This window comes from Kitasatospora sp. NPDC098663 (assembly GCF_044760075.1).
Classification (GTDB): Bacteria; Actinomycetota; Actinomycetes; order Streptomycetales; family Streptomycetaceae; genus Kitasatospora.
Map to the genome: position 1 here is coordinate 274,378 of NZ_JBIWAP010000002.1, position 26,975 is coordinate 301,352.

General features: G+C 74.2%; 21 protein-coding genes. 12 read left to right on the forward strand and 9 right to left on the reverse strand.

The window, feature by feature from the left end:
- Nucleotides 1-177 precede the first annotated feature (177 nt).
- From ACIQVZ_RS03295 to ACIQVZ_RS03310, 4 genes are all read left to right on the forward strand, one after another.
- Nucleotides 178-1,365 (forward strand): rhodanese-like domain-containing protein, encoded by a 1,188-nt coding sequence (locus ACIQVZ_RS03295; protein ID WP_402446729.1) that lies wholly within the window; start codon nt 178-180, stop codon nt 1,363-1,365.
- Between the two features lie 132 nt (nt 1,366-1,497).
- The gene (locus tag ACIQVZ_RS03300; protein ID WP_350876788.1) at nt 1,498-2,157 is read left to right on the forward strand and encodes a DUF5819 family protein; all 660 of its coding nucleotides are present in this window, start codon (nt 1,498-1,500) and stop codon (nt 2,155-2,157) included.
- A complete protein-coding gene (locus tag ACIQVZ_RS03305) occupies nt 2,154-3,428 on the forward strand; it encodes an HTTM domain-containing protein (protein ID WP_402446733.1) in 1,275 nt (424 codons plus the stop codon). The genes ACIQVZ_RS03300 and ACIQVZ_RS03305 overlap by 4 nt, the downstream gene beginning before the upstream one ends.
- A 10-nt stretch (nt 3,429-3,438) precedes the next feature.
- Nucleotides 3,439-5,559, forward strand: a complete 2,121-nt coding sequence (locus ACIQVZ_RS03310; protein ID WP_350876791.1) for an FUSC family protein — start codon at nt 3,439-3,441, stop codon at nt 5,557-5,559.
- Between the two features lie 73 nt (nt 5,560-5,632).
- Here ACIQVZ_RS03310 and ACIQVZ_RS03315 read toward each other — a convergent pair whose 3' ends face one another.
- A complete protein-coding gene (locus ACIQVZ_RS03315; protein WP_063348437.1) occupies nt 5,633-6,301 on the reverse strand; it encodes a hypothetical protein in 669 nt (222 codons plus the stop codon).
- A 99-nt stretch (nt 6,302-6,400) separates the two neighbouring features.
- Between ACIQVZ_RS03315 and ACIQVZ_RS03320 the strand changes: the two genes are divergently transcribed.
- Entirely contained in the window at nt 6,401-7,108 is a 708-nt protein-coding gene (locus tag ACIQVZ_RS03320) for a helix-turn-helix domain-containing protein (RefSeq protein WP_350876793.1), read from the forward strand.
- Nucleotides 7,109-7,122: 14 nt separating this feature from the next.
- Nucleotides 7,123-7,878: an RNA methyltransferase gene (locus ACIQVZ_RS03325; protein WP_350876952.1), complete on the forward strand. Its 756-nt coding sequence runs from the start codon at nt 7,123-7,125 to the stop codon at nt 7,876-7,878.
- Nucleotides 7,879-7,921: 43 nt separating this feature from the next.
- Here the strand turns inward: ACIQVZ_RS03325 and ACIQVZ_RS03330 are convergent, their stop codons facing one another.
- The 6 genes from ACIQVZ_RS03330 to ACIQVZ_RS03355 all read right to left on the reverse strand — a co-directional run bounded on the left by ACIQVZ_RS03330 (nt 7,922) and on the right by ACIQVZ_RS03355 (nt 18,294).
- The gene (locus ACIQVZ_RS03330) at nt 7,922-9,262 is read right to left on the reverse strand and encodes a peptidoglycan-binding protein (protein ID WP_402446736.1); all 1,341 of its coding nucleotides are present in this window, start codon (nt 9,260-9,262) and stop codon (nt 7,922-7,924) included.
- 313 nt (nt 9,263-9,575) lie between these two features.
- Complete coding sequence (locus tag ACIQVZ_RS03335) at nt 9,576-10,589, reverse strand: XRE family transcriptional regulator (RefSeq protein ID WP_402446739.1); 1,014 nt, start codon at nt 10,587-10,589, stop codon at nt 9,576-9,578.
- A 323-nt stretch (nt 10,590-10,912) separates the two neighbouring features.
- Complete coding sequence (locus ACIQVZ_RS03340; RefSeq protein WP_402446742.1) at nt 10,913-13,063, reverse strand: protease pro-enzyme activation domain-containing protein; 2,151 nt, start codon at nt 13,061-13,063, stop codon at nt 10,913-10,915.
- 407 nt (nt 13,064-13,470) lie between these two features.
- A complete protein-coding gene (locus ACIQVZ_RS03345) occupies nt 13,471-14,958 on the reverse strand; it encodes an FAD-dependent monooxygenase (protein ID WP_402446745.1) in 1,488 nt (495 codons plus the stop codon).
- 145 nt (nt 14,959-15,103) lie between these two features.
- The gene (gene paaN / locus ACIQVZ_RS03350; RefSeq protein ID WP_402446747.1) at nt 15,104-16,804 is read right to left on the reverse strand and encodes a phenylacetic acid degradation protein PaaN; all 1,701 of its coding nucleotides are present in this window, start codon (nt 16,802-16,804) and stop codon (nt 15,104-15,106) included.
- 221 nt (nt 16,805-17,025) lie between these two features.
- A complete protein-coding gene (locus ACIQVZ_RS03355) occupies nt 17,026-18,294 on the reverse strand; it encodes a hypothetical protein (protein ID WP_350876805.1) in 1,269 nt (422 codons plus the stop codon).
- A 148-nt stretch (nt 18,295-18,442) separates the two neighbouring features.
- Here ACIQVZ_RS03355 and ACIQVZ_RS03360 point away from each other — a divergent pair, with 148 nt between their 5' ends.
- A complete protein-coding gene (locus ACIQVZ_RS03360; RefSeq protein WP_063348430.1) occupies nt 18,443-19,027 on the forward strand; it encodes a TetR/AcrR family transcriptional regulator in 585 nt (194 codons plus the stop codon).
- A 49-nt stretch (nt 19,028-19,076) separates the two neighbouring features.
- On the opposite strand, the gene ACIQVZ_RS03365 is transcribed toward ACIQVZ_RS03360, so the two are convergent.
- Nucleotides 19,077-19,538: an Lrp/AsnC family transcriptional regulator gene (locus ACIQVZ_RS03365; RefSeq protein ID WP_350876808.1), complete on the reverse strand. Its 462-nt coding sequence runs from the start codon at nt 19,536-19,538 to the stop codon at nt 19,077-19,079.
- A gap of 149 nt (nt 19,539-19,687) precedes the next feature.
- Between ACIQVZ_RS03365 and pdhA the strand changes: the two genes are divergently transcribed.
- The 4 genes from pdhA (at nt 19,688) to ACIQVZ_RS03385 (ending at nt 25,029) form a co-directional block, all read left to right on the forward strand.
- Complete coding sequence (gene pdhA / locus ACIQVZ_RS03370) at nt 19,688-20,827, forward strand: pyruvate dehydrogenase (acetyl-transferring) E1 component subunit alpha (protein ID WP_402446750.1); 1,140 nt, start codon at nt 19,688-19,690, stop codon at nt 20,825-20,827.
- The gene (locus tag ACIQVZ_RS03375) at nt 20,827-21,831 is read left to right on the forward strand and encodes an alpha-ketoacid dehydrogenase subunit beta (protein ID WP_350876812.1); all 1,005 of its coding nucleotides are present in this window, start codon (nt 20,827-20,829) and stop codon (nt 21,829-21,831) included. The genes pdhA and ACIQVZ_RS03375 overlap by 1 nt, the downstream gene beginning before the upstream one ends.
- Nucleotides 21,831-23,201, forward strand: a complete 1,371-nt coding sequence (locus ACIQVZ_RS03380) for a dihydrolipoamide acetyltransferase family protein (RefSeq protein ID WP_402446891.1) — start codon at nt 21,831-21,833, stop codon at nt 23,199-23,201. Before ACIQVZ_RS03375 ends, ACIQVZ_RS03380 begins: the two co-directional genes overlap by 1 nt.
- A gap of 223 nt (nt 23,202-23,424) precedes the next feature.
- The gene (locus ACIQVZ_RS03385) at nt 23,425-25,029 is read left to right on the forward strand and encodes a globin domain-containing protein (protein ID WP_402446752.1); all 1,605 of its coding nucleotides are present in this window, start codon (nt 23,425-23,427) and stop codon (nt 25,027-25,029) included.
- Nucleotides 25,030-25,055: 26 nt separating this feature from the next.
- Here ACIQVZ_RS03385 and ACIQVZ_RS03390 read toward each other — a convergent pair whose 3' ends face one another.
- A complete protein-coding gene (locus tag ACIQVZ_RS03390) occupies nt 25,056-25,598 on the reverse strand; it encodes an NUDIX domain-containing protein (RefSeq protein WP_063348425.1) in 543 nt (180 codons plus the stop codon).
- 327 nt (nt 25,599-25,925) lie between these two features.
- Between ACIQVZ_RS03390 and ACIQVZ_RS03395 the strand changes: the two genes are divergently transcribed.
- Nucleotides 25,926-26,789 carry a helix-turn-helix domain-containing protein gene (locus tag ACIQVZ_RS03395; RefSeq protein ID WP_350876820.1) on the forward strand — a complete coding sequence of 288 codons (864 nt, stop codon included), beginning with the start codon at nt 25,926-25,928 and terminating at the stop codon, nt 26,787-26,789.
- Nucleotides 26,790-26,975: the final 186 nt, after the last annotated feature.

Consider the following 26,975-nt stretch of genomic DNA (forward strand, 5'->3'; position numbering starts at 1 on the left):
TGATAGCGAAACGGGGAGATTCCTCAGGATCGGTTGCGTGCCGTGCGGCGCGCGCCGGTTCGCACTCCCCGTTGCCCCGGACGGGGCTTTCGCGCGCGAGGGTAGGGTGGCAGGCCGGGCCACCCCGCGAGGCGGCTCCGCAGGGACGCAGCCGGCCGGACGAGACAGAGGCGAGAAGTGACCGCGCAGAGCCCCGTCCGCTGGACGGACCCGCAGCAGCAGGAGCTGGAGGAGCGGGTCGCCGCCGCCGAACTCGCCTGGCTCAGCATGGACGTCGACGTGCAGACGCTGCGGGTCGAGATCGACAACTTCGCGCTGATCCACCATCAGCTGCTGGGCCCGCTCTACGCCCGGCTGGACGAGCTGGAGGCGCTGGTCGCCGAGGCGGTCGCGGCCAGGACCGGGCACCCCGAGGACCTCCGCCGGGCCGCCGAGGCCCGCCGACAGGTCGACGAACTGCCCGACCTGGACGCGCTGTTCGACTCCGTCCGGGAGCAGGAGGCGGCCCCGCCGCCCGCCGCGCCGGCCCGGGTGCGCCCCGGGCGGGACGCCCAGCGGATCTACCGCGAGCTGGTCCGCCGGGCCCACCCCGACCTCAGCACCGACCCGGCCGAGCAGCAGCGCCGGGCCGCGTTCCTGGCCCGGGTGAACGAGGCCTACGCGGTCGGCGACGCCGCCGCGCTGGAGGGCCTGTCCGCCGAGTGGTCCACCGCGCCCGAGGCCGCGCCCGGCACCGACTCCCCCGACCGGCTGGAGTGGCTGCGCCGCCGGCTGGAGTGGCTGACCGGCAAGATCACCGAGACCGCCACCGAGCAGGTCCGGCTGGAACAGACCCCGATGGGCCAGCTGCTCGCGCTGGCCCCGCAGGACCCGGACCGGCTGCTGGAGCAGCTCGCCGAGGAACTGCTCGCCAAGGCCGCCGCCCAGCAGGCCGAGCTGGCGCGGCTGCTCGGCGCCCCGGCCGCGGCGGGCGACGGCCACCGGCAGCCGGTGGGCGACAATGGCACCGACCCGACCCAGCCCCAGGAGAGCCACACGATGTTCGCGCAGATCCCCTCCACCACCGCCGCCGCAGTGCCCGCCGACGCCGCCCTGCTGGACGTGCGCGAGCAGGACGAGTGGGACGCCGGCCACGTGGACGGCGCGCTGCACATCCCGCTCGGCGAGGTGATCGCCCGGATCGGCGAACTGCCGGACGGGAAGCTGTACGTGCTCTGCCGGGTCGGCGGCCGCTCCGCGCAGGTCGTCCAGTACCTGGTGCAGCAGGGCCGGGACGCGGTGAACGTGGACGGCGGCATGTACGCCTGGGAGGGCGCGGGCCGTCCGATGGTGAGCAGCACCGACCAGGACGCCTTCGTCCTGTAGGCCGGTGGGCCTGTTGGCTTCGTAGCCCCGTGGCCCCGTCCGGCACCGTCGTGTTCGCCCGGTAGGGCAGGATGGGCGCGCGACCGCGCCGGGACGGGACCCGGGCGGCGCGCCGACCGGGCCGGGGAGGCCATGACGGAGACGACGGACCGCCCGGCCGCCGGACGGGTCTGGTCGACGCCCGCGCAGCTCGTGCTCGGCCTGACCGCGGCGGTGCTGGTGGTCGGCACCGGGCTCTTCCTCGCGGCGGTGTTCCTGCACGTCGCGCCGGCCAACTCGCTGTCCCGGCAGTACCGGAACGAGGTCGACGGCCTGGTGTACCCGGAGTTCGAACAGAACTGGCGGCTGTTCGCGCCGAATCCGCTGCAGCAGAACGTCAACCTGGACGCCCGGGTGCGCACCGCCGCCGCCGACGGCACCACCCGCACCCGCGACTGGACCGGGCTGACCGCGCAGGACCTCGCCGCGATCCGGCACAACCCCGCCCCCAGCCACGTCGACCAGAACCTGCTGCGCCGGGCCTGGGACTTCTACGACGGCTCGCACAACCCGCAGGACGAGGCTCTGACCAACACCCGTGGCAGGCTCGCCGAGCAGTACCTCAAGCGGATCGCCCTGCAGCGGATCGGCCGGGAGGTGGACGGCGAGCGGGTCCTGGAGATCGAGTTCCGGGCCACCGCGGTGACCGTCCCGCCGCCGTCCTGGAGCGGTGAGACCGCGCCACCGGCGCCGAAGGTGCGGGAGCTGCCCTGGTGGCCGGTGGACGACGAGGACTACCGGGAGCTCGGGTGAGCGAGGTGTCGCCGGAGGCCTCGCCCGAGCTCTCGCCGCCGCCTGAGCCGCGGTGGTCGGAGGGCATCCCGCGCCAGGCCGGGCAACCGCCCGTCGCCGCCCGGCCCGATCCGGCGCCGCGCGGGCCCGGCCCGGCCGACCTGGCCGCCCGGGCGATGGCGGCCTTCACCGGGCGCGCGCTGGGCCGCCACCAGGCCGCCGTGGTACGGATCGGCTTCGGGCTGGTCTGGCTCGCCTACCTGCTGCGCGAGTGGCCCAACCGGCGGGTGCTGTACGGGGACCGGTCGCCCTGGTCGATGGACCTGGCCGAGCGGCTGCTGACCGACAACGGGGCGTTCACCGTGCTGCCGTGGTTCGGCGGGCGGCCCTGGTTCGAGCTGGTCTACCACCTGGCGGTGCTGGCCGCCGTCGCGGTGGTGCTGGGCTGGCGGACCAGGGCGAGCGCGGTGCTGTTCCTGGTCACCGTGCTGTCGCTGCAGAACCGCGACGTCTTCCTCGGCGACGGCGGCGACAACGTCGTCCACCTGATGGCGGTCTACCTGGTCTTCACCCGCTGCGCCGAGGTGTGGTCGCTGGACGCCCGGCGGGCCCGGCCGGGGCGGGCCGGGGTGGTGCTCTGGGTGCTGCTCGGCGCCGCCCTGGCGGCCTGCCAGTTCGGCGGCTTCTCCGGTGAGAGCCTGACCTGGACGGCCCGGACCTTCCCGTACGCCGGCTGGGCGCCGCTGTTCTGGGGGCTCTGGGCGGTGGCCGGGCTCTGGTGGGCGCTCGGGCGGCTGCGGCCGGACGGCGAACCGCGCGCGGTGCTCGACGCGCTGGCGAACATGGTGCACAACTGCGCGATGCTGGTGATCGCCGTCGAGGTGGTGCTGATCTACGCGACGGCCGGCTGGTACAAGGTGCAGGGCTCGCGCTGGCAGGACGGCACCGCGCTGTACTACCCGTTGCACCTGGACTACTTCACGCCCTGGCCGTGGCTGTCGGGGCTGGTCGGCTCGGCGCTGCTGCCGGTCTTCCTGATCTCGTACGGCACGGTGGTCGTGCAGGTCGCGTTCCCGTTCACGCTGCTCAACCGGCGGGTCAAGAACGTGCTGCTGGCCGTGCTGCTGGCCGAACACTTGGGGATCGCGCTGCTGCTCGGGCTGCCGGTGTTCTCGCTCGCGATGATCGCGGCGGACGCGGTGTTCCTGCCGACCGGCGCGCTGCTCTGGGCGGCGGCGCGGCTGCGGCGGATCCGGCGGTCACGAGCGCCGGTCGCGGAAGGCGTGCCCTAGGCTGACCCGTATGTCCTGGTTCGCCGCCCTTCGCGACACCGCGCGGACCGGACTCACCCTCGACCGGGCGCTCACCGACCCCAAGCGGGCCCTGCGCGGGGCCGTCGCGGTGGCGTTGGTGCTCTTCCCCACCCTCGCGCTCGGCGGGGTCGCGCTCGCCACCTCGGCCGCGATGGGCGCCTTCATCGCCGGCACGGCCACCTTCCAGCGCAGCTTCCGGCCCCGGGCCAGCCTCGCCGTCGCGGCCGGGGCCGGGCTCGGGATCAGCACCTTCCTCGGCTATCTGGCGGCCGGGGTGCCCGGGTTGTTCCCGGTGCTGCTCGCGGTGTGGGCCTTCGGCGCCGGGCTCGCCTGGGCGGTCGGGCCGACCGCCGGGGTGGTCGCGACCAACACCGTCTCGGTGATGCTGATCGTCGTCCAGCTCCCGGTCAGCGCGACCGCCGCGCTCGGACACGGGCTGGTCGCCGCTCTCGGCGGGGTCGTCCAAGCCGTCGTCATCACCCTGTGGCCGATCGGGAGCTGGAGTGCCCAGCGGGACGCCCTCGCCGACACCTACGCGGAACTCGCCGACTACGCGCGCAGGTTGAGACAGGATCCGACCGCGCACGTCGACCCGGAGCCGTTCATGACGGCCCGGCACGCCGCCGCCCTGACCCCCTGGCAGGACCGCCACCGGCCGGCCGAACTGCGCGGCCTGCGCGGCCTCGCCGAGCGCATCCGGCCCACCCTGGCCGCGCTCGCCGATCCCAAGGTGGGTGCCCCGGAGGAGGGGCCCGAACGCGACCGGGCCCGTGAGGTGCTGGCGGCCGCCGCCGAGGTCATGGACGCCCTGGCCCGGGCCGTCCGCACCGGCGACCCCGTCCGGCTGCCCCGCTCGGCGCCCACGCTCACCCTGGTCCCGCCGGACGAGGGGCCGCGGTTGCAGGGGGCGGCCCGGCGGTCGGCCCGCCGGCTGGGCGGGCTGCTGCGCAAGGCCGCGGACACGCTGGAGCGGGGCGACGCGGACACCATCACCACGCCCGTGATCGGCGCGGGCGGGGCGCTGCACAGGCCGTCGATCCTCCGGATGCTGCCGGTCGCGCTGCGGACGGTGCGCCGGCAGCTGAGGCCGCGCTCGGCGATCTTCCAGCACGCCGTCCGGCTCGCCGGAGTGGTCACCGTCGCCTACCTGCTGGCCCGGCTGATCGGCTTCCACCACGGCTACTGGGCGCCGATGACCGCCGCGATGGTGATGCGGCCGGACTTCGCCCAGACCTACAGCCGGGGTGTCGCCCGGCTGGCCGGGACGGTCGTCGGGGTCGCCGTCTCGACGCTGGTGGTGCAGCTCACGCACCCCGGGGAGTGGGTGCTGGCCGCGCTGGCCGTGCTGTGCATCGGCGGGTCGTACCTCGCGTTCCGGACGGGGTACGCGCTGACGACGGTCGGGATCTCGACGTACGTGGTGTTCCTGCTCGGGCTCCAGGCCGGGAACCCGCTCACGACGGCCTTCGAGCGGGTCGGGCTCACCCTGCTCGGCGGGTCGGTGGCGCTGGTGACGTACGCGCTCTTCCCGACCTGGCAGACCGCCCGGCTCGGGGAGCGGCTGGCCGAGTGGCTCGCCGCCGCCGGGCGGTACGCGGCCGCGGTGGTCGCCTGTTACGAGGACCCGGCCGCGCCGCGCGGGCGGGCGGTGCGGACCGCGCTGCTGGACTCCCGGGAGGCCCGCTCGGAACTGCTCCAGGCCATGCAGCGCGCCGACGCCGAACCGGGCCGGCACGCCTCCGGGCTGCCCGGGGTGTCCCGGCGCCAGGTCGACCGGGCCCGGGCGGCCGTCGGGCACCTCGGACGGGTCGCCGTCCTGCTGGAGGCGCACCTGCCGGCCGCCGACGCCGACCCGGTGCCGGGGACGGCGGAGTACGCGGAGGAGCTGCGGCTGGCCACCGCGCTCGCGGGGGCGGCGCTGCTCACCGGGCAGCCGGTGGAGTTCGGCGCCGTGCGGGAGGCGCAGGCGCGGCTGGAGGAACGGCTGGCGCAGGCGCCGGCGGGGGTGCAGCGGGACGTGGTGCGGGCGGGGACGCGGCTGCTGGGGCAGGCGTTGAAGGACCTGGAGCGGGCGCTGCGGGGGCGGGAGGACGTGCGGGGGCCGCAGTAGGCGACGTTCGCCCCTCCTGGAAGGGCGAACGTCGGGGGGCGAACGTCCGGGGGGGGCGAACGGCGCCGGGGCGTCAGGCGGCGCGGGCCGCGGCCTCCAGCCAGTTGGCGAACTCGCAGGCGAAGTGCCACTGGTGACCGGTACCCAGGAGGGCGGGGGCGGCCTCGGGGAACTGGACGGTGAGACGGATCCGCAGGCCGTCCGGGGTGTCGGCGAACTCGTGCATCACCCGCAGCACCTCGGTGCCGTCGGCGAGGGTCCCGGTGCCGCCGATGCGGACCGGGAAGGCCTGGTGGCCGGGCCCGGCGATCGGGACGTCGTCGTGGAAGCGCAGGAAGAAGCGGGCCGGGCCGGTGCCGAGGGTCTCGATGATCTCGACCCGTTCGCCGGTGGAGTCGGCCAGGTAGTGCTCGGGGTTGGCGGCGAGCAGGGCGTCCCGGTCGGGGGCGTGCAGGCGGCCCTGCCACCAGGTGAGGAAGCGGTCGGCGTCGATGCCGGTGGCGGTGAGCTCGGTGACGGCGGTGCTCCACCGGCCGCCGGAGGCGTGGGCCCAGGCGGCCAGGGCGGTGTCGGCGGCGGTGGTGTCGGGGGTGAGCAGTTCGCGCGTCCGGTCGTCGCCGAGGCGCTGCTTGAGCAGGCGCAGGGCGGTGCGGGCGCGGTCGAGCTCCCAGGCGAGGACGGCCTCGCGCGGGTGGCTGGTGCCGTCGATGTCGGTGTGGACGGTGAGCGCGGTGGTGGTCACGGCGTCACTCCTCGGCTCCTCAACGATGCGGAGAGATTTTCTCCGCTTCAATGGACGCTAGCATAGAGGGAGAGAATTTCTCCGGTTAGGGAGTTGCCGATGAGGGCCGACGCGGAACGCAGCCGGCGCAGGATCCTGGACGCCGCCTGCGAGGTGTTCCTGGAACGGGGCCCGGACGCCCCGCTGGACGCCGTGGTCCGGCGGGCCGGGGTCGGCCCGGCCACCCTCTACCGGCGCTTCCCCGACCGGGAGGCACTGGTCCGCGCCCTGGTCACCGACCTGCTGGCCCGGCTCGCCGAGGCCGCTGCGCAGGCCCGCCGCGACGAGACCGACCCGTACCGGGCGCTGCGCCGCTTCGTGCACGCCGCCGCCGACCTGCGGATGGGCGCGGCGATCGTGGTGCTGCTGGAGCGGCTGGTGGTGGACGAGGACCTGGTCGCCGTCCGCCGCGACGCCGTCACCGCCGTCGAGGCACTGCTGCGCGCCGCCCAGGACGCCGGGCGGCTGCGGGCCGACGTGGGGATGGGCGACCTGGTGCTGCTCTGCGTCCGGGTGTCCCGCCCGCTGCCGGGCGCGCTGGCCGCGCTCGACGCGGACGGCTCGCTGGTCCACCGGCACCTCGACCTCGCGCTCGCCGGGCTCGCCGCCGATCCGGACGGCCCGACCGGGCGGCCGCTCGGCTTCGACGAGGTGATCGCCGCCGCCGGCCGCCCCGGTGAGCCCGGTCCGGGCGGGGCGGCCTCAGGTGGGGTGGCCCTGGATCAGGTGGCCCTGGATCGGACGGCTTCGGACGAGGTGGCAGAGTGAACGCCATGAACGCCATGGACGACGAGGTGCTGCGGGCGTGGCGGGCGGCGGAGCGGGAGCCGGGGGCCGTCCTGCTGGACGGGTTCCACCCGCTGAAGCACGCGCTGCGCTTCGGCGGGGACGTCCGGCGGGTGCTGACCGCCGACCGGGCGGCGCTGCTGGCCCTGGCCGGGGAGCTGGCGCCGGACGTCGCGCCGGCGCTGGACGCGCTGGCGGTGGAACTGCCCGAGGAACGGCTGCGGACGCTGGCACCCCGGCTGCACCCGACCGGGGTGGTCGCGCTGGCCGCGCGGCCGTCCGTCGGGGCGAACCTGACGGCCCTGGCCCGGCGCCCGCGCCCGGCCCCGGTGGTGCTGCTGGAGAACCCGCGCAACCTGGGCAACGTCGGGGCGGTGATCCGGCTGGCGGCCGGCTTCGGCGCCACCGGCGTGGTGACCACCGGCGATCTGGACCCCTGGCACCCGACCGTGCTGCGCGGTAGCGCGGGCCTGCACTTCGCCACCGCGGTGGAGCGGCTGGCCCTGCCGGAGCTGCCCGCCGGGCCGCTGTACGTGCTGGACCCGGAGGGCGCGGACATCCGGACGCTGCCGTTCCCGGACGACGCGCTGCTCGCCTTCGGCACCGAGCGGCACGGCGTCTCGGCGGAGCTCAAGGCGCGGGCGGACCACCTGGTCTCGGTGCCGATGCAGCCGGGGGTGTCCAGCTTCAACCTGGCCACCAGCGTGGCGATGGGCCTCTTCCACTGGATGTCGTCGAAGCCTCAGGGGTGAGGCGTGGTGCCCGCCGGGGCGGGCACCACGCCGTCGGCGCGCGTCAGGCGAAGAGCCGGCGCCAGGTGTCCGGGCCGGGGTAGCCGTCGGCCTCGGCGCCGCGCCAGCCCTGGGCCTGCTGGAAGGCCTGGACGGCCCGCCGGTCGCTCTCGCTCCAGCGCGGGCCGGGGCCGACGCTGTACGAGCCGCCGAAGCCCTTGCGCACCAGTTGCTCGCCCAGCAGGCGGACCTGGTCGTTGTTCTGACCCGGGCCGAAGTACTGCCGGCCGGGGAAGGCGGGTGCCCCGGTGCCGGGCCGGACCGGCGGCGGTAGCGGGGTGGTGCCGGCGTCGATGGCGCGGCCCTTGCCGTTGACCAGGTAGTCCCAGGTGTCCTTGCCGGGGATGCCGTCGGCCTCGGCGCCGCGCCAGCCCTGGGCCTCCTGGAATGCCTGGGTGGCCCGCCGGTCGGCCTCGCCCCAGCGCGGGTCGGGCCCCTCGGAGTAGAACCGGGCGCCGCCGCGCTGCACCAGCAGCCGGCCGAGCTCCGTGACGTACGCGTTGTTCGCGCCGGGGCCGAACTTGTCCGCGCCCGGGAAGGCGGTGGCCGGGGCGCCGTCGTTGCTGCCGCCGGACAGGCCGGTGTAGCGGTACGGGACGTAGGCGCCGGAGTTGTTCCAGTAGGCGTACGGGGTGTCGCGCTTCTTGGTGCTGGGGGAGGTCTGCTCGTAGGCGAGGTAACGGGTGCGGGAGGAGTCCGTCCAGCCGCCGAAGATCGTCACGTGCGACCCGGACTGCGGGCTGGCCGGGTTGTTGTAGATCAGCACGTCGCCGGGCTGGAGGTCGTCCTTGCCGATCCGCTCGGCGAAGTTCGGCAGGGTCCAGGTGGTCTGGCTGCTGCCGAGTCCCCAGGCCATCGAGACGAAGCCGGAGCAGTCCTGGCGGTAGCCGTCCGACCAGTAGCTGCCCATGCCGTACGGCACCTGCTGGTCGACCCAGCCCTGGGCGCGCTGGATGACCTGCGCCCGGGTGGGCGGTTGGGCGGCGGCGCGCGGGGCGGCGAAGGCGCGGGCGCCGGGTGCCTGTCCGTAGAGGCCGCTGACCTCGCCCTGCGGGGTCTGCGGGGGCTGGGCGGTGCTGCTGCCGCCCGGGGTGGGGCCGGGGGTGGGGGCGGCGGTGGCGTGTCCGGCGGCGGCCGTCCCGCCGCCCACCGCGGTGCCGACGGCGGCCATCAGCACGGCGGCCCGGCGGCGGATGCTGCGGGCCGCGGCGTGCCCGCCCTCGTGCACCGGTGCGGCGTGCCGCCGGGCGCGGCGGCGGGCGCTGCAGCCCCCGCATATGCAGTCCTCGTCCGGTTCGACCTCGTCGAACTCCAGCAGCGGGGACAGGTGGTCGGTAAGGGTCATGCTCCGCCTCTTTCCTGCGGTCTTCCTGGTCGACGCCTGACGGCGTGACAGGACTGGCCTTCCCGGGCCGGCCCCGCGTGTTATCGGGACCAAAGTCCCAAAGCGGGCGGAAGGTGGCACGGCGGATTGCGCCGGACGGGTGACAACCGTTCGGCGGTCCGGGCATGGCGGGGTCGAGGAGGAGGCGGTAGTGCCGGGAAGGGGCCTGGCGGTCGGTCAGGCGTGGCGGGGGTGCGCGGGCCGGTTCGAGGACGGCGGGGGCGGTTGGACGCCGGGGCGGCCGGATGCCGGGGACGACTGGACGCCGGGGCGGCTACTGCCACTCCCAGCGGATGCCGATGTGCCCGGGCTGCTGGTCCGGGGCGAGCACGTGGGCACTCGCGGAGGCGCCGATCCAGAGCTGCTCGCGGCGGTGGTCGATGTCCGCGCCCGGCTCGCGGTCGTAGCGCTCGCAGTGCGCCGGGACGGCCGCCGGGTCGAAGTGCACCTGGAGCACGTACTCGCGCACCGGGGTGGCGAAGCGGCGGCTGTACTCCAGCGTCGGGCCGCCCGGCGGGATCTCCACCTCGTACTCGAAGACCGTGCTGTCGCCGAGCGCCAGCGGGCGGTCCAGCATCAGCTCGCCGACGGTCAGGCCGGCCTCCGGACGGCGCCGGACCCGGCCCAGCCGGCCGTGCCGCACCGAGGTGATCTCCGGGCAGCCGGTCGCCTCCTCGTCGGCCTTGTGCACGACCAGGCAGCGGCCCACGCCGCCGACGGTGGCGCGCACCACCTGGCGCATCCGCAGCAGGTTGCCGCGCCGCTCGGCGTCCACGTAGTACGAGTCGTGGATGCTCAGCCGCTCCAGTTCGCCCTGCGGCGGGGCGTCCAGCTCGGCGAAGATGTCAGCGATCTGCCGTTCGCCCGGCCAGACGTCCTCCAGGCCGAGGTGGCAGGTGTTCGCGACGGCGGCCCAGCGGCCGCGCGGACGGGGTGGGCCGAGCAGCGAGGTGAGCGCGCTGTGCGGCAGCCCGAGCAGTTCCTCCAGCAGGTGGACGGCCCGCAGCGAGCTGGCCCGTTCGGGCTGGCTGCGCCCACGCCGCCAGTAACTCAGCGTCGTGACGCTGACTCTGACGCCACGTTGGGTGAGGGCGGCTCTGATCCGGTCCAGGCTGAGGCCGCTGGCCTCGATGGCCAGGTGCAGGGTGTCCGCGAAGCCGCCCGGGGCGGTGGCCCGCCCGGCGTGCGCCGGTGCCGGGGGCGGTGCGGGTACGGACGGGCCGGGGCGCTCCGGGCGCAGTCCGACCAGCCGGAGTCGCGCGGAGTCCTGAGGCTGCTGTGCGGCCATGCGGTGACCCTCCCCGCCAGGTGAGTTCGGAGGGGCCTGGCCGGCGCCGAGGCTCGCCGCCGACGGCTTCACCGAGCTTTGGGGAACCCTATGCACGGTCGAGAGGCTACGTCATCAGTCGTGCGTACGACAGGGGTCACGGCAGGTGAACCGAAGGGTTAGTGATCTTGAAACAGTTCGGAAACACACGTCCTCGCCGCCCGCCCGCCCCTGCCGCCCGCCGCGCCGGGCGGACGCACACCGCGCCGGGCGGACGCACACCGCCGGGGCGGGCCCTGTCGGCGCCGCCCCGGCGGGGGTCAGGTGGTGCTACCCGCTGGTGGTCAGTTGACGTTCAGCGCGACGTCGTCGATCACGAAGCTGGTCTGGTTGGAGCCGTCCTCGGTGCCGGTGAACTTGATGGTCACGCTCTTGCCGGCGAAGGAGGAGAGGTCCAGGGTGCGCTTCACGTAGCCGGCGGCGGCGTTGACGTTGGAGTACGTCGCCAGCGTGGTGCCGTTGGCCTGGACGGTCAGCTTGTCGTACGCGGTGGTGCCGGTCTCCGCGGTGTCGATGTGCAGCCAGAAGGTGAGGCTGGCGGACTTGCAGCCGGCCGGCACCGAGACGGTCTGCGACAGGGTGTCGGTGTGGGCGCTGCCGTAGCCGTCCAGCCAGGCCTTCCAGCTGCCCGAGTGGGCCGCCTGCGAGGAGCTGTTGTCGATCACGCCGCTGGAGGTGGTCCACGGGGCGGCGGTGCCGGTCTCGAAGCCGCCGTTGCCGATCAGCTGGGCCGCGGTGCAGCCGCCGGTGGGCGGGGTGGTGGAGCCGCCGCCGAGCAGGGCGGTGGTCAGGCCGTCGGCGATCGGGGTGCCCCAGCCGGTGACCTGGTCGTAGCCCGTCCCGGCCGGGTAGTCCTGGTTGGAGCCGCTGGTCACGTCGTGGAAGGCGCCGGAGTAGTTGCTGCTGTTCGCGACCGCGTACAGCTTCGGGCTCGCCTCGCCCAGGACCGGCTGGCCGGCGGCCTTGGCCTTCTGGTTGAACTGGGCCGCGTAGCCGGCCCACAGCGGCGCGGCCGCGCTGGTGCCGCCGTAGACCTGCCAGGAGCCGGCCGTGTAGATGGCGAAGCCGCTCGCCGGGTCGGCGTTGGAGGAGACGTCCGGGACGGTGCGCATGGTGCCGGTTCCGGTGCCGGTGCCGGTCTGCCAGGTCGGCTTGCCGAACACGGTGGAGACGCCGCCGCCGGCGCCGCTCCAGGCGCTCTCCGAGGAGTACGAGGTGCCGGACACCTGGAGGTTGGTGCCGCCGACGCCGGTCTGGTGCGGGCTGGACGCCGGGAAGTCGACCGCCTTGACCGACGAGCCGCTGGTGGAGCGGGTGCAGTCGCGGGAGCCGTCGTCACCGGAGGCGGAGAAGATCGAGATGCCCTGGGCGGCGGCCTGCTTGAAGGCGTTGTCCACGGCCGTCATCGAGGCGGCGGTGGTGTCCGGCTCGCAGGAGCCCCACGAGATCGAGATGACCGAGACCTGGTTGTCGGCCACGATCTTGTTGGCCATGTCGATCTCGCCCTGGTCGCTGTTGGGCGCCTCGTAGACCAGCTGGGTCGCCTTCGGCGCCGCGCCGCGGACGATCTCGCTGTCCAGCTCGACCTCGCCCTGGCCCCCGCCGGGGGCGGAGTCGTAGTTGGCGCCGTCCACCGAGACCGTGGAGACGGCCGGGCCGGACAGGCCGTACTGCGAGTCGTAGGTGGTCAGGTTGGAGGACGAGTAGCCGTCGAACTCCCAGAGGGCGACCGTGGTGCCGGTGCCGTCGGCGCCGGTCTTGTTGAGGTTGTAGGCGCCGTCGTACTGCGACGGGCCGAAGCCGCTCGGGGTCGAGGAGGCCGTGTGCGGGGTGACGGAGTTCGGCTTGGCCAGGCGGTTCTTGCGGACCGCGTGGTTGTCCAGGCCGCTCACGCCCTGGACCACGTCGGCCAGGTCGGCCGGGACGGAGGCGGCGGCGTCGTTGGCGAAGAAGGCGCGCTGCAGCTGCGGGTCGACGTAGGAGCTCTCGTGGGTGCCGAAGGCCTGCGAGATCTGCGCGTTGGTGCCGTGGGCGCTGACCACCTGGCGGTTGGCGCTCACCTCGGTGACGGTCAGGCCCTGGGCGGCCAGGTAGGTCTTGACCTGGTCGACGGCGGCCTGGGTCGGCCCGAACCGGGCGGTGAACTGCTCCGGCGTCAGGTACTTGCCGAACTCGGGGGTGCCGGGGGTGGCGACCGCGGTGAGGAAGCGGTCCAGGGCGGCGGTGTCACGCAGCTTCAGGCTGACGGCCACCGAGATCTGCTGCTCGGCCGGGACGTCGCCCTTCTTCTCCGAGTGGGCCACCGCCGGGTTGACGGTGTTCGGGAGGGCGACACGGGGAGCGGGGGCGGCCTGCGCGGTGGAGACACCGAGCGAGACGGCGGTCAGCGGCAGCACGGCTATCGCCGCGGCGAGGGCAAGGGAGCGGGGGCGCAACGGATCCTCCTCTGGCCGGCTGTGGGGGCCGGCAAGGGGCCAGAGCGTTCCGGAGTCGAAAACGCTGGCTAGAACATGACAGAACCAGTGGGCAAAGTGGCTCATGGTCAAGCAATTCGTTGCTAAAAAACAGTCAACTGTGGACACCCGGAATGCGGGGATTCCATACAGTGAATGGTCCGGATTCCGGAACCGGCCCCTACCGGTGCGGGGCGGAAGGGACGGACGTGGAACCGGGTGGGGCCGCGCGGGAAGCATGACCGGCGTGGGCCGAAAGGCGACGCGCGGGAATCGGGCTCAGGCGGCGCGGAACTGTGTGAAAGGCCGGGCCCGAAAACCGGTCTGACAGCCGGTCCGGCGGCGGGCCCGGCGGGTGCGCGGGGAGGCCGCGCACCCGCCGGCGGGGGTCAGGGGGTGCCGAGCCAGGCGGTGAGGGCGGTGCGGAGCTCGCCCTGGCCGGGGTCGACGGCGCCCCAGGCGGCGTAGCCGTCCGGGCGGATCAGCAGGACGGTGTCGCGCAGCTTGCCGTGCGGGTCGGCCGGGGCGGCGGCGACCATGCGGTCCGCCCAGGGCTCGGCGGCGGCCAGCTCGTCGTTGCTGACCAGGACGAACTTCCCCTCGCGCAGCGCCTCGTAGAGCCGCTCGGGGGCGGCCGGGGCGCCCTCGACGGGCTTGCGCAGCGCCGTCAGCCGCAGGTCCGGGACGCGCTTGCCGACCTGCGGGTGGGCGTCCTTCGGGGCCGGGTAGGAGATGTCGATGCCGGAGACCATCCGGGCGCCGCGCTCGGTGACCAGGTCGAGGTGGCCGCCGAGCGTGGTGAGCGCCCCGCGCAGTGCGCGGGTGGGGGCGGACTCGGCGAGGGCGAGCCGGATCAGCGCGCCGGAGGTGCGCAGCACCGTCCGGCCGACCGGGTGCCGTTCGCTCTGGTAGGTGTCGAGCAGGGCGTCGGTGGCGCGGCCCTGAAGGGTGGCGGCGAGCTTCCAGGACAGGTTGGCGGCGTCCTGGAGGCCGGTGTTCATGCCCTGGCCGCCGGCCGGGGAGTGGCAGTGCGCCGCGTCGCCGGCCAGGAAGACCCGGCCGGAGCGGTAGTTGGGGGCCTGGCGCTCGTCGCTGTGGAAGGTGGAGCTCCAGCGGACGTCGTGCAGGCCGTAGTCCTCGCCGAGGGTGGTCCGGGCGATGGCGGCCAGGCGCTCCGGCGAGGGGGTGGTGCCGTCCGGCTGCCGCTCCTTGCGGTCCCAGGCGATCAGCCGGTACCAGCCGTCGCCGAAGGGGGCGAGGAAGGAGAAGCCGGTCTCGTTGGCGCCGACGGTGATGGTGTCGGCGGGCTCGCGCTCCAGCCGGACGTCGGCGAGCATCACCGAGTCGACCACGGACTCGCCGGGGAACGGGATGCCGAGCAGGTCGCGCACGGTGGAGCGGACGCCGTCGGTGCCGACCGCGTACCGGGCGGTGAAGGTGTTCCCGTCGCGGGTCTCCAGGGTGACGCCCTCGGCGTCCTGGCGCAGGGCGGTGACCTCGGCGCCGCGCAGGACGGTCGCGCCGGCCCGCTCGGCGCGGTCCTGGAGCAGCCGTTCGACGTGGTACTGCGGCGTGATCAGGACGAACGGGAAGCGGGTGGGCAGCGAACTCAGGTCGATGCCGAAACGGTCGAACATCCTCAGGCCGGTGACCGGGCGGCCGGTGGCGATGAGGTCGTCGGCGAGGCCGCGGGCGTCCAGGAGCTCCAGCGTGCGGGCGTGCACGGCGAAGGCCCGGGTCAGGTTGGACTCGGCGCCGCGCTTCTCCAGGACGGTGACGCCGACCCCGGCCGCGGCGAGGTCGCCGGCCAGTAGCAGCCCGGTCGGTCCGGCACCGACGATCAGGATGTCGGTGGCGGTCGTCGGCTTCGCGGTCATGTGTCAGCTCCCGGTGTTCGGAGGGCGGTTGGACGCCGTGTCCGGCGTTCTCCCAGACTCCATCATCCCGGGCCCGCGGGGAGCTGTGAACCGCCGGGCCCCGGCGGTGGGTGACCGCCGGGGCCCGGAGCGGATCGGACGGCGCTCAGCCGTGCCGGCGGACCTCCACGGTGCGGAACCGGTTGGCGACGAACGCGCCGTCGCAGTAGGCGGAGTTGGCGGCCGGGTTGGCGCCGGTGCCGTGCAGGTCGGAGAAGGCGGCGGTCTGGTTGGGGTAGACGCCGCCGGTCAGGTTGAGCGAGAGCGAGACGCCGGCGTCGAGCGCGGCCGCCACCAGCAGGCCCTCCACCTCGGGCGAGGTGGTGTAGGCGGAGGCCGTCATGGCGCCCTTGTCGCGGACGGTGGTGCGCAGCAGCTCGACGGCGGCGGGGGTGGACTCGACGGCGACGGCGAAGGAGACCGGGCCGAAGCACTCGGTGCGGAAGACCGCGCGGTCGTCCGGCTTGTCGGCGTCCAGCTTGACCAGCGCGGGGGTGCGGACGGTCGCGCCGGGGAAGTCCGGCGAGGTCACCGCGCGCGGGGCGAGGGCGAGCTCGCCGTACTCGCCGCCGGCCGCGGCGGCCGAGCGCTGCAGCACGCCCGGGTTGACCACGGCGCCGAGGATGGCGGCGGCGCGGGCGTCGTCGGAGAGCAGGCCGTCGATGGCGGCGGCGAGGTCGGCGACGACCTGGTCGTAGGACTTGTCGCCCTGGTCGGTGGCGATGCCGCCGCGCGGGATCAGCAGGTTCTGCGGGGTGGTGCACATCTGGCCGCTGTAGAGCGAGAGGGCGAAGGCCAGGTTGCCGAGCATGCCCTTGTAGTCGTCGGTGGAGTCGATGACGACCGCGTTGACGCCGGCCTTCTCGGTGTACACCTCGGCCTGCTTGGCGTGCTCCTCCAGCCAGTCGCCGAAGGCGGTGGAGCCGGTGTAGTCGATCAGCCGGATCTCGGGGCGGACGGCGAGGGTCTGGGCGACGGTACCGCCCTCGTGCTCGACGGCCAGGCAGACCAGGTTGGGGTCGTAGCCGGCCTCGGCGAGCACCTCGCGGGCGGTCCGGACGGTCAGCGCGAGCGGCAGCACGGCGCGCGGGTGCGGTTTGACCAGCACCGGGTTGCCGGTGGCCAGCGAGGCGAACAGGCCGGGGTAGCCGTTCCAGGTGGGGAAGGTGTTGCAGCCGACCAGCAGCGCGAGGCCGCGCGGGACGACGGTGAACTCCTTGGTCATCACCAGCGGTTCGCGCTTGCCCTGGGGCTTGGTCCAGTCGGCCCGGCGGGGCAGCCGGGTCTGCTCGGCGTAGGCGTAGGCGACCGCCTCCAGGCCGCGGTCCTGGGCGTGCGGGCCGCCGGCCTGGAAGGCCATGCCGTAGGCCTGGCCGGTGGTGTGCATGACGGCCTGGCCGAACTCGTGGGAGCGGGCGTTGATCCGGTGCAGGATCTCCAGGCAGACGGCGGCGCGCTCCAGCGGGGTGGCGGCGGCCCAGCCGGGCCGGGCGGCGCTCAGCGCGGCGATCAGCGCGTCCGGCTCGGCGTGCGGGTAGCCGATGCCCAGCTCGATGCCGTACGGGGAGGCCTCGCCGCCGACCAGGTCGCCGTCGGCGGGGTGGCCGTCGAGGGTGAACGGCTGGCCGAGCAGGGCGTCGAAGGCGGCCTTGCCGTCCGCCGGGCCGCTCTCGCCGTACGCCTTCGGGAACTCGGGGTAGGGCGACCAGTAGTCGCGCTTGGCGGCGGCGTCGAGGGCGGCGTCCAGGGTGGCCTGGTGGCGCTCGACCAGTTCGCCGACGAGGGGGTGGGTGACCGCTGCGGACATCTGTGCGCTCCTCAGGAGGGAGGACGGGACACGTCACAGGGTAACCGAACGATCGGTCGGCTCAAGAGGGTGCAGGGGACGGAATCCGGGAGGACGCGCGGGGGTGGTGTCCGGAAACGCGCGGGGGTGGTGTCCGGAAACGCGCGGGGGCGGTGGCCGGAAGACGCGCGGGGGCGCGTCCGTCGTGGACGCGCCCCCTGGGGGTCGGTGCGGGGCAGGGCCTACGGCACGCCCAGCTCGAAGATGACGTACCCCGCGTACCAGCCGGAGGCGACCGCGCCGAAACCCAGCACCGCGGCCAGCACCGGCCAGCTGAGCTTGCGCATCGCCACCGCGAGCGCGATCAGCAGCGGGAACGCCGGCAGCAGGTAGCGCGAGACGTTGCCGAAGATGCCGAGGCTCCCCAGCACCGAGACGATCGTGGCCAGCGTGTAGGCGGTCAGCACCAGCGGCGGGCGCAGCCGGATCAGCAGCACGATCAGCACCGGCAGGGTGAGCACGATCAGGGTGGCGAAGAGGTCCGGCACCGGGAACGCGAACGGGTAGTCGTTGCGGCCCAGCAGCACGCCGCGGATCGCGTGCCAGGTGCCCTGGCCCCAGTCGAAGTAGTGCAGCCAGGCGTCGTGCTGGAGCCGGAAGTAGCCGCCCCACTCGCCCATCCGCCAGCCCACCCAGGCCACGTAGCCGAGCAGGCCGACCGGGGCCAGCAGCATCGCGGTCAGCGGGCGCAGGACGCCGCTCTCCCGCCGGTACAGCTCCACCAGCGCGGCCAGGCCGACCGCGCCTATCAGCGCCGCGGCGGTCGGCCGGTTGAGCCCGGTGACCAGGGTGATCACCCCGGCGGCGACCCACTGCTTGGTCATCACGCAGTAGCAGGCCCAGGCGGCCAGCGCGACGAAGGTGGAGTCCGAGTAGACCGCCCACTCGGCGCCCGAGCCCGGGGCGATCGCCCAGATCCCGGCCGCGATCACGCCCGCCCTGGGGCCGGCCATCCGGTCCACCACGGCGTAGATCCCGGCTGCGGCGAACAGCGAGGCCACCACCGACACCAGCATCCCGGCGCCGTACAGGCCGAGGCCGGTGACGTCCGAGGTCATCCGCATCAGGCCCGGGTAGAGCGGGAAGAACGCGGCGGAGTTCTGCTCGACGGAGAAGCCGACCGGGCCGTTGGGGATCGTGACCAGCGCCGGGTGGTAGCCGAACTGGGCCACCTGCTGGTACCACCAGCCGTCCCAGGTCGCCAGCACGTCCCAGGGGTTGGCGCCGCCGCCGAACCGGGCCGGCTTCTTGAGGTAGTCGCCGGAGAAGGAGAGCAGCTTCATGAAGACGGTGAAGCCGATCAGCTTCAGCACCGCGTAGCACCACACCGCCGGCCCGAACCGGACCACCAGGGCGCGGGCGCCTTCCCGCCAGCCGCCGCCGGGCACGCCCCCCGGATCATCGCTGCGCTGCTCGGGCACGTCGGAGGCGACGGCCGGTATTGCGTTCATTCGGACTGGACCCCACCCTGCTGGACGTGGACGATCGTCCGCCGAGTCTAGGGCCTGCGCCTCGGGGCCTGGTGTGGACCAGAGCGCTGCCGCGGACCCGACCGGACCCGATCGCGTACGGTGCGGGGCGGCCGGGGATACTCGGAGGATGGCCGATCACAGCACGCGTACCGCCTACACCGTGGAGTCACTGCTCGCGGTGACCGTCGACGTGTTCAACGAGCGCGGCTACGACGGCACCTCGATGGAGGACCTGTCCCGGGCGGCCGGGATCTCCAAGTCGTCCATCTACCACCACGTCCGCGGCAAGGAGGAGCTGCTGCGGCTGGCCGTCGGGCGGGCGCTGGACGGGCTGTTCGCGATCCTGGCCGAGCCCGCGGCGGTGCGGGGCCCGGCGGTGGAGCGGCTGGAGCACGTGGTGCGCCGCACCGCCGAGGTGCTGCTCGCGGAACTGCCGTACGTGACGCTGCTGCTGCGGGTGCGCGGGAACACGGTGACCGAGCAGTGGGCGCTGGAGCGGCGCCGGGAGTTCGACCACCAGGTCGCCGAGCTGCTGCGGGCGGCGGTCGCGGACGGTGCGCTGCGCGCGGACGTCGAGCCGCGGCTGGCCACCCGGCTGCTGTTCGGGATGATCAACTCGATCGTGGAGTGGTACCGGCCGGGCCTCAAGGGCACCGACGGGGTCGCGGACGCGGTCGTCCACCTGGCCTTCGACGGGCTGCGCGCGCGGTAGCCGCCGCCGGCCGGTGGCCGGGGCCTGCCGGTCGGTCCGGGGGGCTTGGTCAGTCCGGGGGGACCTGGTCGGTCTCCTCGAAGATCAGCATGGTCCGGGTGCCGAGCACCTGGGGGATGGACTGGATGCTGCCCAGCACCAGCTCCCGCAGCGCGTGGTTGTCCGCGGTGTGCACCAGCAGCAGGACGTCGAAGTCTCCGCCGACCAGGGCGATGTGGGCGACCCCGGGGAGCTCCAGCAGCTGCTCCCGGACCGTGCGCCAGGAGTTCTGGACGATCTTCAGGGTGATGTACGCGGACGCGCCCTGACCTGCCCGTTCGTGGTCGACGCGGGCGGTGAAGCCGCGAATGATGCCGTCCTCGACCATCCTGGATATCCGGGCGTAGGCGTTCGCCCGGGACACGTGCACCCGCTCGGCCACCGAGCGGATCGAGGCGCGGCCGTCCTGCTGCAGCAGCCGCAGGATCGAACGGTCGACCCGGTCGAGTCTGGACATCTGTTCAGCCGACATGACCCCCCACCCTCGCCGATTGGACGCACTGCCACCAGTCGACCGCCGCTCAGGCCGAATGTCCACCACCTTGTCACGCTTCTGGTCAAGATGAACAGACGACCGAACAATCGGTAGGGAGCCCCCGCCACCCCAGGAGGTGCCCCGAGATGACCGTTCTCGACCACAGACACCACACGGCGGTGCCCGGCTGGACCCCCGGAGCCACCGCCCCGCGGACCGACCCGGCCCCCCTGCTCCCGGACGCCTCACCGGTCCGGGTGCTCGGCACCCCCGCGCTGGAGAAGTACGACCCCGCACTGCTGCGCGAGCTGTACCGCCGCCTGGTGGTCGGCCGCCGCTTCAACCAGCAGGCCACCACCCTGACCAAGCAGGGCCGGCTGGCCGTCTACCCGGCGTCCACCGGCCAGGAGGCCTGCCAGGTCGCCGCCGCGCTGGCGCTCGGCGAGGCCGACTGGCTGTTCCCCAGCTACCGCGACACCCTCGCGGTGGTCTCCCGGGGCGTCGACCCGCTGGAGGCGCTGACCCTGCTGCGCGGCACCGCCCACACCGGCTACGACCCGCGAGCCACCCGCACCGCCCCGCTCTGCACCCCGCTCGCCACCCAGGCCCCGCACGCCGTCGGGCTGGCGCACGCCGCCCGGCTGGCCGGCGAGCCGGTGGTCGCGCTGGCCCTGCTCGGCGACGGCGGCACCAGCGAGGGCGACTTCCACGAGGCGCTGAACTTCGCCGCGGTGCTCCAGGCACCGGTGGTCTTCCTGGTGCAGAACAACGGCTACGCGATATCCGTCCCGCTCAGCGCGCAGTCCGCCGCGCCCACCCTCGCCCACAAGGCCGTCGGCTACGGCATGCCGGGCCGGCTGGTGGACGGCAACGACGCGCCCGCCGTGCACGGCGTCCTGACCGAGGCGGTCGAGCGGGCCCGGACCGGCGGCGGCCCGACCCTGGTCGAGGCGCTCACCTACCGGGTCGAGGCGCACACCAACGCCGACGACGCCACCCGGTACCGCACCGACCCGGAGGTCGCCGCCTGGCGGGAGTACGACCCGATCCTGCTGATGGACCGCTCGCTGCGCGAACTCGGCGTCCTGGACGACGCGCTGGTGCAGTCGGCGGCCGACGAGGCGGAGGCGCTGGCGGCCCGGATGCGGGCCGAGTTCCACGCCGACCCCGAGCTGGACCCGATGGCCCTGTTCACCCATGTCTTCGCCGAGCCGACCCCGCAACTGCGGGAACAGGCCGCCCAGTTGTCCGCCGAGCTGGCCGCCGAGGCCGAGGTGCAGCACTGATGAACCAGACGGCCACACCGACCCGTACGGCGAGCATGGCGCAGGCGCTCAACGCGGCGCTGCGCGACGCCCTGCGCGAGGACCCGGCGGTGCACGTGCTCGGCGAGGACGTCGGCGCGCTCGGCGGCGTCTTCCGGATCACCGACGGGCTGACCGCCGAGTTCGGCCCCGACCGCTGCCTGGACACCCCGCTGGCCGAGGCCGGTATCCTCGGCACCGCGATCGGCATGGCGATGTACGGGCTGCGCCCGGTCGTCGAGATGCAGTTCGACGCCTTCGCCTACCCGGCGCTGGAGCAGCTGTTCTCGCACGTCGCCAAGATGCGCAACCGCACGGCCGGCCGGCTCCCGCTGCCGATCACCGTCCGCATCCCGTACGGCGGCGGCATCGGCGGGGTCGAGCACCACAGCGACGCCTCCGAGGCGTACTACGCGGCCACCCCCGGCCTGCACGTGGTCACCCCGGCGACGGTCGCCGACGCGTACGGGCTGCTGCGGGCCTCGATCGCCTCCGACGACCCGGTGGTCTTCCTGGAGCCCAAGCGGCTCTACTGGGGCAAGGACGGGTTCGACCCGGCCGCGCCGGTCGAGCCGATCGGCCGGGCCGTGCTGCGGCGGCCCGGCACCTCCGCCGTCCTGATCACCTACGGGCCCTCGCTGCCGGTCTGCCTGGAGGCGGCCGAGACGGCGAAGGCCGAGGGCTGGGACCTCGCGGTGCTGGACCTGCGCACCCTGGTGCCGTTCGACGACGAGACGGTCTGCCGGGTGGTGCGCTCGCTCGGCCGGGCCGTGGTGGTGCACGAGGCGAGCGGCTTCGGCGGCACCGGCGCGGAGATCGCCGCCCGGGTCACCGAGCGCTGCTTCCACCACCTGGCCGCGCCCGTGCTGCGGGTGACCGGCTTCGACATCCCTTACCCGCCGCCGATGCTGGAGCACCACCACCTGCCCGGGGTGGACCGGATCCTGGACGCGGTCGCCCGGCTGCAGTGGGAGGACCGAGGATGATGCCCGTCGTGCGCGAGTTCCGGCTGCCCGACCTCGGTGAGGGACTCACCGGGGCCGAGGTGGTGCGGTGGCTGGTCGAGGTCGGCGAGGTGATCGCGGTCGACCAGCCGGTGGTGGAGGTGGAGACCGCCAAGGCCGTGGTGGAGGTGCCCTGCCCGTACGGCGGGGTGGTCACCGCCCGGTACGGCGAGGAGGGCGAGGAGATCGCCGTGGGCGCGCCGCTGGTGACGGTCGCGGTGGCTCCGGCGGATGGGGCTTCGCTGCTGGTCGAGGCGGCGGCCGGGATGCTGGCCGAGGCGGCGGCGGAGGTGGAGCGGCCGCTGGTCGGGTACGGGGTCGCCGAGCCGGGGAAGGGCGGGCGGCGGCGCCGGGTGGGGGGTGCGGTTCCTGGTCCTGTCTCCGCTGCTGTTCCGGCTGTCGTCCCGGTCGTCGTTCCGGCTCCCGCGCCGGTGGTGCGGACCGTTCCGGGCGTGGTGCCGGTGATCTCGCCGCTGGTGCGGCGGCTGGCCCGGGAACAGGGGGTCGACCTGGCCGCGCTCTCCGGCAGCGGCCCGGACGGGCTGATCATGCGCGCGGACGTCGAACGGGCGGTCGCGGTGAAGGCGGTGGCCCTGACGGCTCCGACGGCTCCGACGGCTCCGGCGGCTCCGACGGCTCCGACGGCTCCGGGGCCGGTCGCGCGGGAGGGCGTCGTCCCGCTGCGCGGGCTGCGCAAGGCGGTGGCCGAGAAGCTCGGCCGCAGCCACCGGGAGATCCCCGCGGTGACCTGCTGGGTGGACACCGATGCCACCGAACTGATGCTGCTGCGGCGGCAGTTGAATGCCGCCCCGGGCCCGAAGGTGAGCGTGCTGGCGCTGCTCGCCCGGATCTGCACGGTCGCGCTGGCCCGCTTCCCGGAGCTCAACTCCAGTGTGACGGAGGACGGTTCGGGCATCATCCGGCACCCGGCGGTGCACCTGGGCTTCGCCGCGCAGGGCCGGAGGGGTCTGGTCGTCCCGGTGGTGCGGGACGCCCACGCCCGCACCACCGAGCAACTCGGCGAGGAACTGGGTCGGTTGACCGAGGCGGCACGCGACGGCTCGCTCACCCCGGCCGAACTGACCGGTGGCACCTTCACGTTGAACAACTACGGGGTGTTCGGCGTGGACGGCTCCACCCCGATCCTGAACCACCCCGAGGCGGCGATGCTCGGGGTCGGCCGGATCGTCGCCAAACCCTGGGTGCACGAGGGGGAGTTGGCTGTGCGCGAGGTCGTGCAGCTGTCGTTCACCTTCGACCACCGGGTCTGCGACGGCGGGACGGCGGGCGGTTTCCTGCGGTTCGTCGCGGACTGCGTGGAGCGGCCGGGGACGCTGCTGCGGCAGCTCTGAGGACGGCTCGGTCGCCCTGGGTGGCGTGCTCCGCACCCAGGGCGACGGGGCGCGAATCGAGGGAGAGTAGCGCGTCCCGGGCCCGGGCGTCCGGGCTTCGCGTGATTTGTCGGATGAGCAGTTCGGGCGTGCCACGCTGCCTAGGCGCCAGCAGAGACAAGCCAGGTGGTGGCGCAGGGCGGCCGGAGGCGAAACGATTCTCTTGGGTACTCGAAACGTTGCGGTGAAGTCCCGCAGAACACTTCTGGTCCGCACCGGGCACGGATCGGCGGGCGCCGCCTCCGTCCCGGGCCTGCCGGAGCTCCCGGCGGACGCGGGCCCGGACGCGGCGGGGCCCGAGCGGCCGCCGATGCCGCTGGACCCGCCGGACCTCCCGCCGTGGATCCCGGCCGAGGCGCCGACGACCGTCCTTCCGACGGTGCCCGCCCCGCCGGTGCAGCCACCCGTCGTCCCCGCGCCCGACTACCCGGAGCCGCCCGCCGAACCGCCTGCCGCCCCCGCGTTCCGGCCGCTTTTCACCGACGCTCCCGGCCTCAACTGGGCTGGCCCCGGTGACAGTTGGACCAGGGCCTGGGCCGCGCAGGAGCCCGCCGAGGGCCGCCCGGCCCAGCTGTCGGCCCAGCTGCCCGTCCCCGGCCTCGGCGTCCCCGGCCTCGGCGCCCCCGGCCTCGGCGCCTCCGCCGTCGACCAGCCGCTCACCGTACGGGACGTCGAGCTGATCCGGGCCAGCCTGGCGGTCGTCGAGCCGGTCGCCGACCGCGCCACCGCGCACTTCTACGCGCTGATCTTCCTGCACCACCCCGAGGTCCGGGCGCTCTTCCCGGCCGCCATGGACGTCCAGCGGGACCGCCTGTTCCGCGCGCTGCTGGCCGCCGCCCGCAGCGCCGACGACCCGGCCGGCCTGCGCGTCCACCTCGGCGCGCTCGGCCGCGGCCACCGCCGGTACGGCACGCTGACCGGCCACTACGGCCCGGTCGGCGAGTGCCTGGTACAGGCGCTGGCCAGGTACGCGGGCAGCCGGTGGGACGCCGAGACCGAGCTGGCCTGGCGTCGGGTCTACCGGCTGGTCTCCTCGATCATGATCGAGGCCGCCGAGGACGCCGCCCGCACCTCGCCGCCCTGGTGGCAGGGCGAGGTGGTCCGGCACGAGCGCCGCACCCGGGACGTCGCGGTGATCACCGTCCGGCCGGACCAGGCGTACCCGTACCGGGCCGGGCAGTACACCAGTCTGGAGACGCCCTGGTGGCCGCGGGTCTGGCGGCACTTCTCGTTCGCCTCGGCCCCCCGGCCGGACGGGCTGCTGACCTTCCACGTGAAGGCCGTCCAGGCGGGCTGGGTGAGCAACGCGCTCGTCCACCGGGCCGCGCCCGGGGACGTCCTGCGGCTGGGCCCGGCGGTCGGCACGATGACCGCCGACCACGCCGCCGGCGCGGACCTGCTCTGCCTCGGCGGCGGCACCGGCATCGCGCCGATCCGCGCGCTGGTCGAGGAGGTGGCCGAGCGCGGCACGCCGGTCGGCGCCGTCGACGTGTTCTACGGGGCCCGCCGCGTCGCCGACCTGTACGAGCTGGACGGGCTGGACGAGTTGGCCCGGCGGCTGCCGTGGCTCACGGTGCGGCCGGTGCTCTCCGGCACCGGGCCGGCCGAGGGTGCGCTGACCGGCGAACTCCCCGAGGTGGTGGGCCGGTTCGGGCCGTGGGCCGGGCGGGAGGCGTTCCTCAGCGGGCCGCCCGCGATGGTCCGCCGGGGCGTCGGGGTGCTGCTGCGCTCGGGCGTGGCGGCCGAGCGGATCCGGCACGACCTGGTGGGCGACCTCGCGGCGGGGTGATCGGGAGTGGCCGGCGGGTCAGCCGGTCAGCCGAGGTCCGGGGCGAGCAGCGCGCGGACGCCCTCGATGTTGGCCGCCAGGTACGCCCGCAGCCGGGGCGGGACGACGTTGACGGAGGTCACCCCCTCGCGGGTGAACGGCAGCCGGACCACCTGGTACTCGCCGTTGGGCTCGTCCACCTCGGGGCCGTGCCGCCGGCTGAGGTCCATCGAGGCGAGCCGGCAGGCGAAGAAGTGCTGCACCTTGACCCCGTGCGGGTGGAGCAGGGTGCCGTCGTCATGGTGCGTGTGGCTGATGGTGTCGACGAAGGCGGGCACCACGTCGACGATCTTGCCGCCGAGTTCCTCGTCCACCTCGCGGTGCAGCGCCTCGACCACGGTGCGGTCGCCGCGTTCGACCCCGCCGCCGGGAGTGATCCAGTACGGCTGGGGCGAGCCGGGCCGGACCCGCCGGATCAGCACGATCGAGGCCGGGCCGTACGGGTCGTCCGGGTCGAGCTCCAGCAGGATCGCCCGCGCGGTGCGCTTCACCACCGGGCGGGGCGGCGGGGTTCGGTTGTCGGGGCCCATGGCGACCTCCGGGGCTGGAGCGTTGTGCGGGAGTCTCCCGCGGGACGGTCCGGCCGAAACCCGCCCGAACCGGTGCGTCCGTTCGGGGGCGGGGAGTAACTGCGGATAGATCTTGGATAGCGAAGGTGAATCTTGAACTGATCTTCCAAATGCCGAATGATCCTGATTTTTACCTTCGAATCGAAGGATTTTGCCGAGTGATCGCTGTAAGAGTGATTGCAGGGAGGTCATCCCTGTGCTGCAATGAGCCACTATCGGGCAGATCGGAGGGCTTCGCTCCGGATGCCCTTTCTGTGCATTGACTCGGGCTGGGGGATGGACGTGGCCATGGATCAGATCGCAGAGCCGTCCAGGACGGTCCGCACCGGGCGCGTCACCAGGTCGCCGACGCCCACCGCGCCGCCCGGCAGCCCGCCGCCGTCCAGCTCTCCGTCCACCTCGCCGGGCAAGGGCCGCGGCCCCACCCTGATCGGTTCCGTCCAGCGGGCACTGCGGCTGCTGGAGGCCGTCGGGGGATTCCGGCAGGGCGCCACCGCCAAACAACTGGCCCGCGCCGCCGGACTGCCGCTCGGCACCGCCTACCACCTGCTGCGCACCCTCACCCACGAGGGCTACCTCCGGCGCTCCGACGGCCGGTTCTTCTACGGGGAGTCGGTCAACGGCATAGGCCGGGCCGACGACCGGCAGTCCGACCGGCGCGACCTGCGCGCGCGGATGCGGCGGTTACGGGACGAACTCGGGGCCCCCGTCTACTTCGCGCTCTACCGGGACGGCGAGATCCACGTCGTGGACGTCGCCGACGACCCCGGCCACCCCGCCGTCCAGCCCTGGGCCGACCTCCGCGCCACCGGCCACGCGCACGCCATCGGCCAGTGCCTGCTCGGCCAACTGTCCGAGGAGGAGCGCCGTGACCACCTCGCCCGCCACCCGCCGGTCGGGCTCACCCCGTCCACCGTCATCGGAGAGGCCGCCGTCCTGCGCCGGCTCGCCTCCCTGCGACCGACCATGCCCGTCCTGGAACGTCAGGAGTACGCGCTCGGCACCGTCTGCGCGGCCGTCCCCATCACCGTCGGGCCGATGGTCGCCACCATGGCCCTCTCGCTGCCCGTCGAACAGGCCGACCGGCTGACCGTCGTCGCCGGCCAACTGCGGCGCAGCGTGGGCGCGATGGGCCCGTCGTTCGTCCTCTGACGCTCCCCGCGCCGTCCCGGATCCCGTTCGTTCACCATTTGAAAAAGCACACCTTGTCCACTACGTCCCCAAACATGGACGATGGGGATCTAACAGGGATCGGTTGCACAAAACCGTCAGAAAACGTCCCACACGCAGCAATTGACGATCCAACCCAGTCCCCGCACCCGAAGCCCCCGGCCCTGC

Excerpts from the sequence above, each read along its gene's own strand:
- ACIQVZ_RS03360 (WP_063348430.1), top strand. The coding sequence starts at position 18,443 with ATGGCCGATCACAGCACGCGTACCGCCTACACCGTGGAGTCACTGCTC.
- ACIQVZ_RS03380 (WP_402446891.1), top strand. The coding sequence starts at position 21,831 with ATGCCCGTCGTGCGCGAGTTCCGGCTGCCCGACCTCGGTGAGGGACTC.
- pdhA (WP_402446750.1), top strand. The coding sequence starts at position 19,688 with ATGACCGTTCTCGACCACAGACACCACACGGCGGTGCCCGGCTGGACC.
- ACIQVZ_RS03345 (WP_402446745.1), bottom strand. The coding sequence starts at position 14,958 with ATGACCGCGAAGCCGACGACCGCCACCGACATCCTGATCGTCGGTGCC.
- ACIQVZ_RS03300 (WP_350876788.1), top strand. The coding sequence starts at position 1,498 with ATGACGGAGACGACGGACCGCCCGGCCGCCGGACGGGTCTGGTCGACG.
- ACIQVZ_RS03310 (WP_350876791.1), top strand. The coding sequence starts at position 3,439 with ATGTCCTGGTTCGCCGCCCTTCGCGACACCGCGCGGACCGGACTCACC.
- ACIQVZ_RS03355 (WP_350876805.1), bottom strand. The coding sequence starts at position 18,294 with ATGAACGCAATACCGGCCGTCGCCTCCGACGTGCCCGAGCAGCGCAGC.
- ACIQVZ_RS03335 (WP_402446739.1), bottom strand. The coding sequence starts at position 10,589 with ATGGCCGCACAGCAGCCTCAGGACTCCGCGCGACTCCGGCTGGTCGGA.
- ACIQVZ_RS03390 (WP_063348425.1), bottom strand. The coding sequence starts at position 25,598 with ATGGGCCCCGACAACCGAACCCCGCCGCCCCGCCCGGTGGTGAAGCGC.
- ACIQVZ_RS03375 (WP_350876812.1), top strand. The coding sequence starts at position 20,827 with ATGAACCAGACGGCCACACCGACCCGTACGGCGAGCATGGCGCAGGCG.
- ACIQVZ_RS03395 (WP_350876820.1), top strand. The coding sequence starts at position 25,926 with ATGGATCAGATCGCAGAGCCGTCCAGGACGGTCCGCACCGGGCGCGTC.
- paaN (WP_402446747.1), bottom strand. The coding sequence starts at position 16,804 with ATGTCCGCAGCGGTCACCCACCCCCTCGTCGGCGAACTGGTCGAGCGC.
- ACIQVZ_RS03365 (WP_350876808.1), bottom strand. The coding sequence starts at position 19,538 with ATGTCGGCTGAACAGATGTCCAGACTCGACCGGGTCGACCGTTCGATC.
- ACIQVZ_RS03325 (WP_350876952.1), top strand. The coding sequence starts at position 7,123 with ATGGACGACGAGGTGCTGCGGGCGTGGCGGGCGGCGGAGCGGGAGCCG.
- ACIQVZ_RS03330 (WP_402446736.1), bottom strand. The coding sequence starts at position 9,262 with ATGACCCTTACCGACCACCTGTCCCCGCTGCTGGAGTTCGACGAGGTC.
- ACIQVZ_RS03320 (WP_350876793.1), top strand. The coding sequence starts at position 6,401 with ATGAGGGCCGACGCGGAACGCAGCCGGCGCAGGATCCTGGACGCCGCC.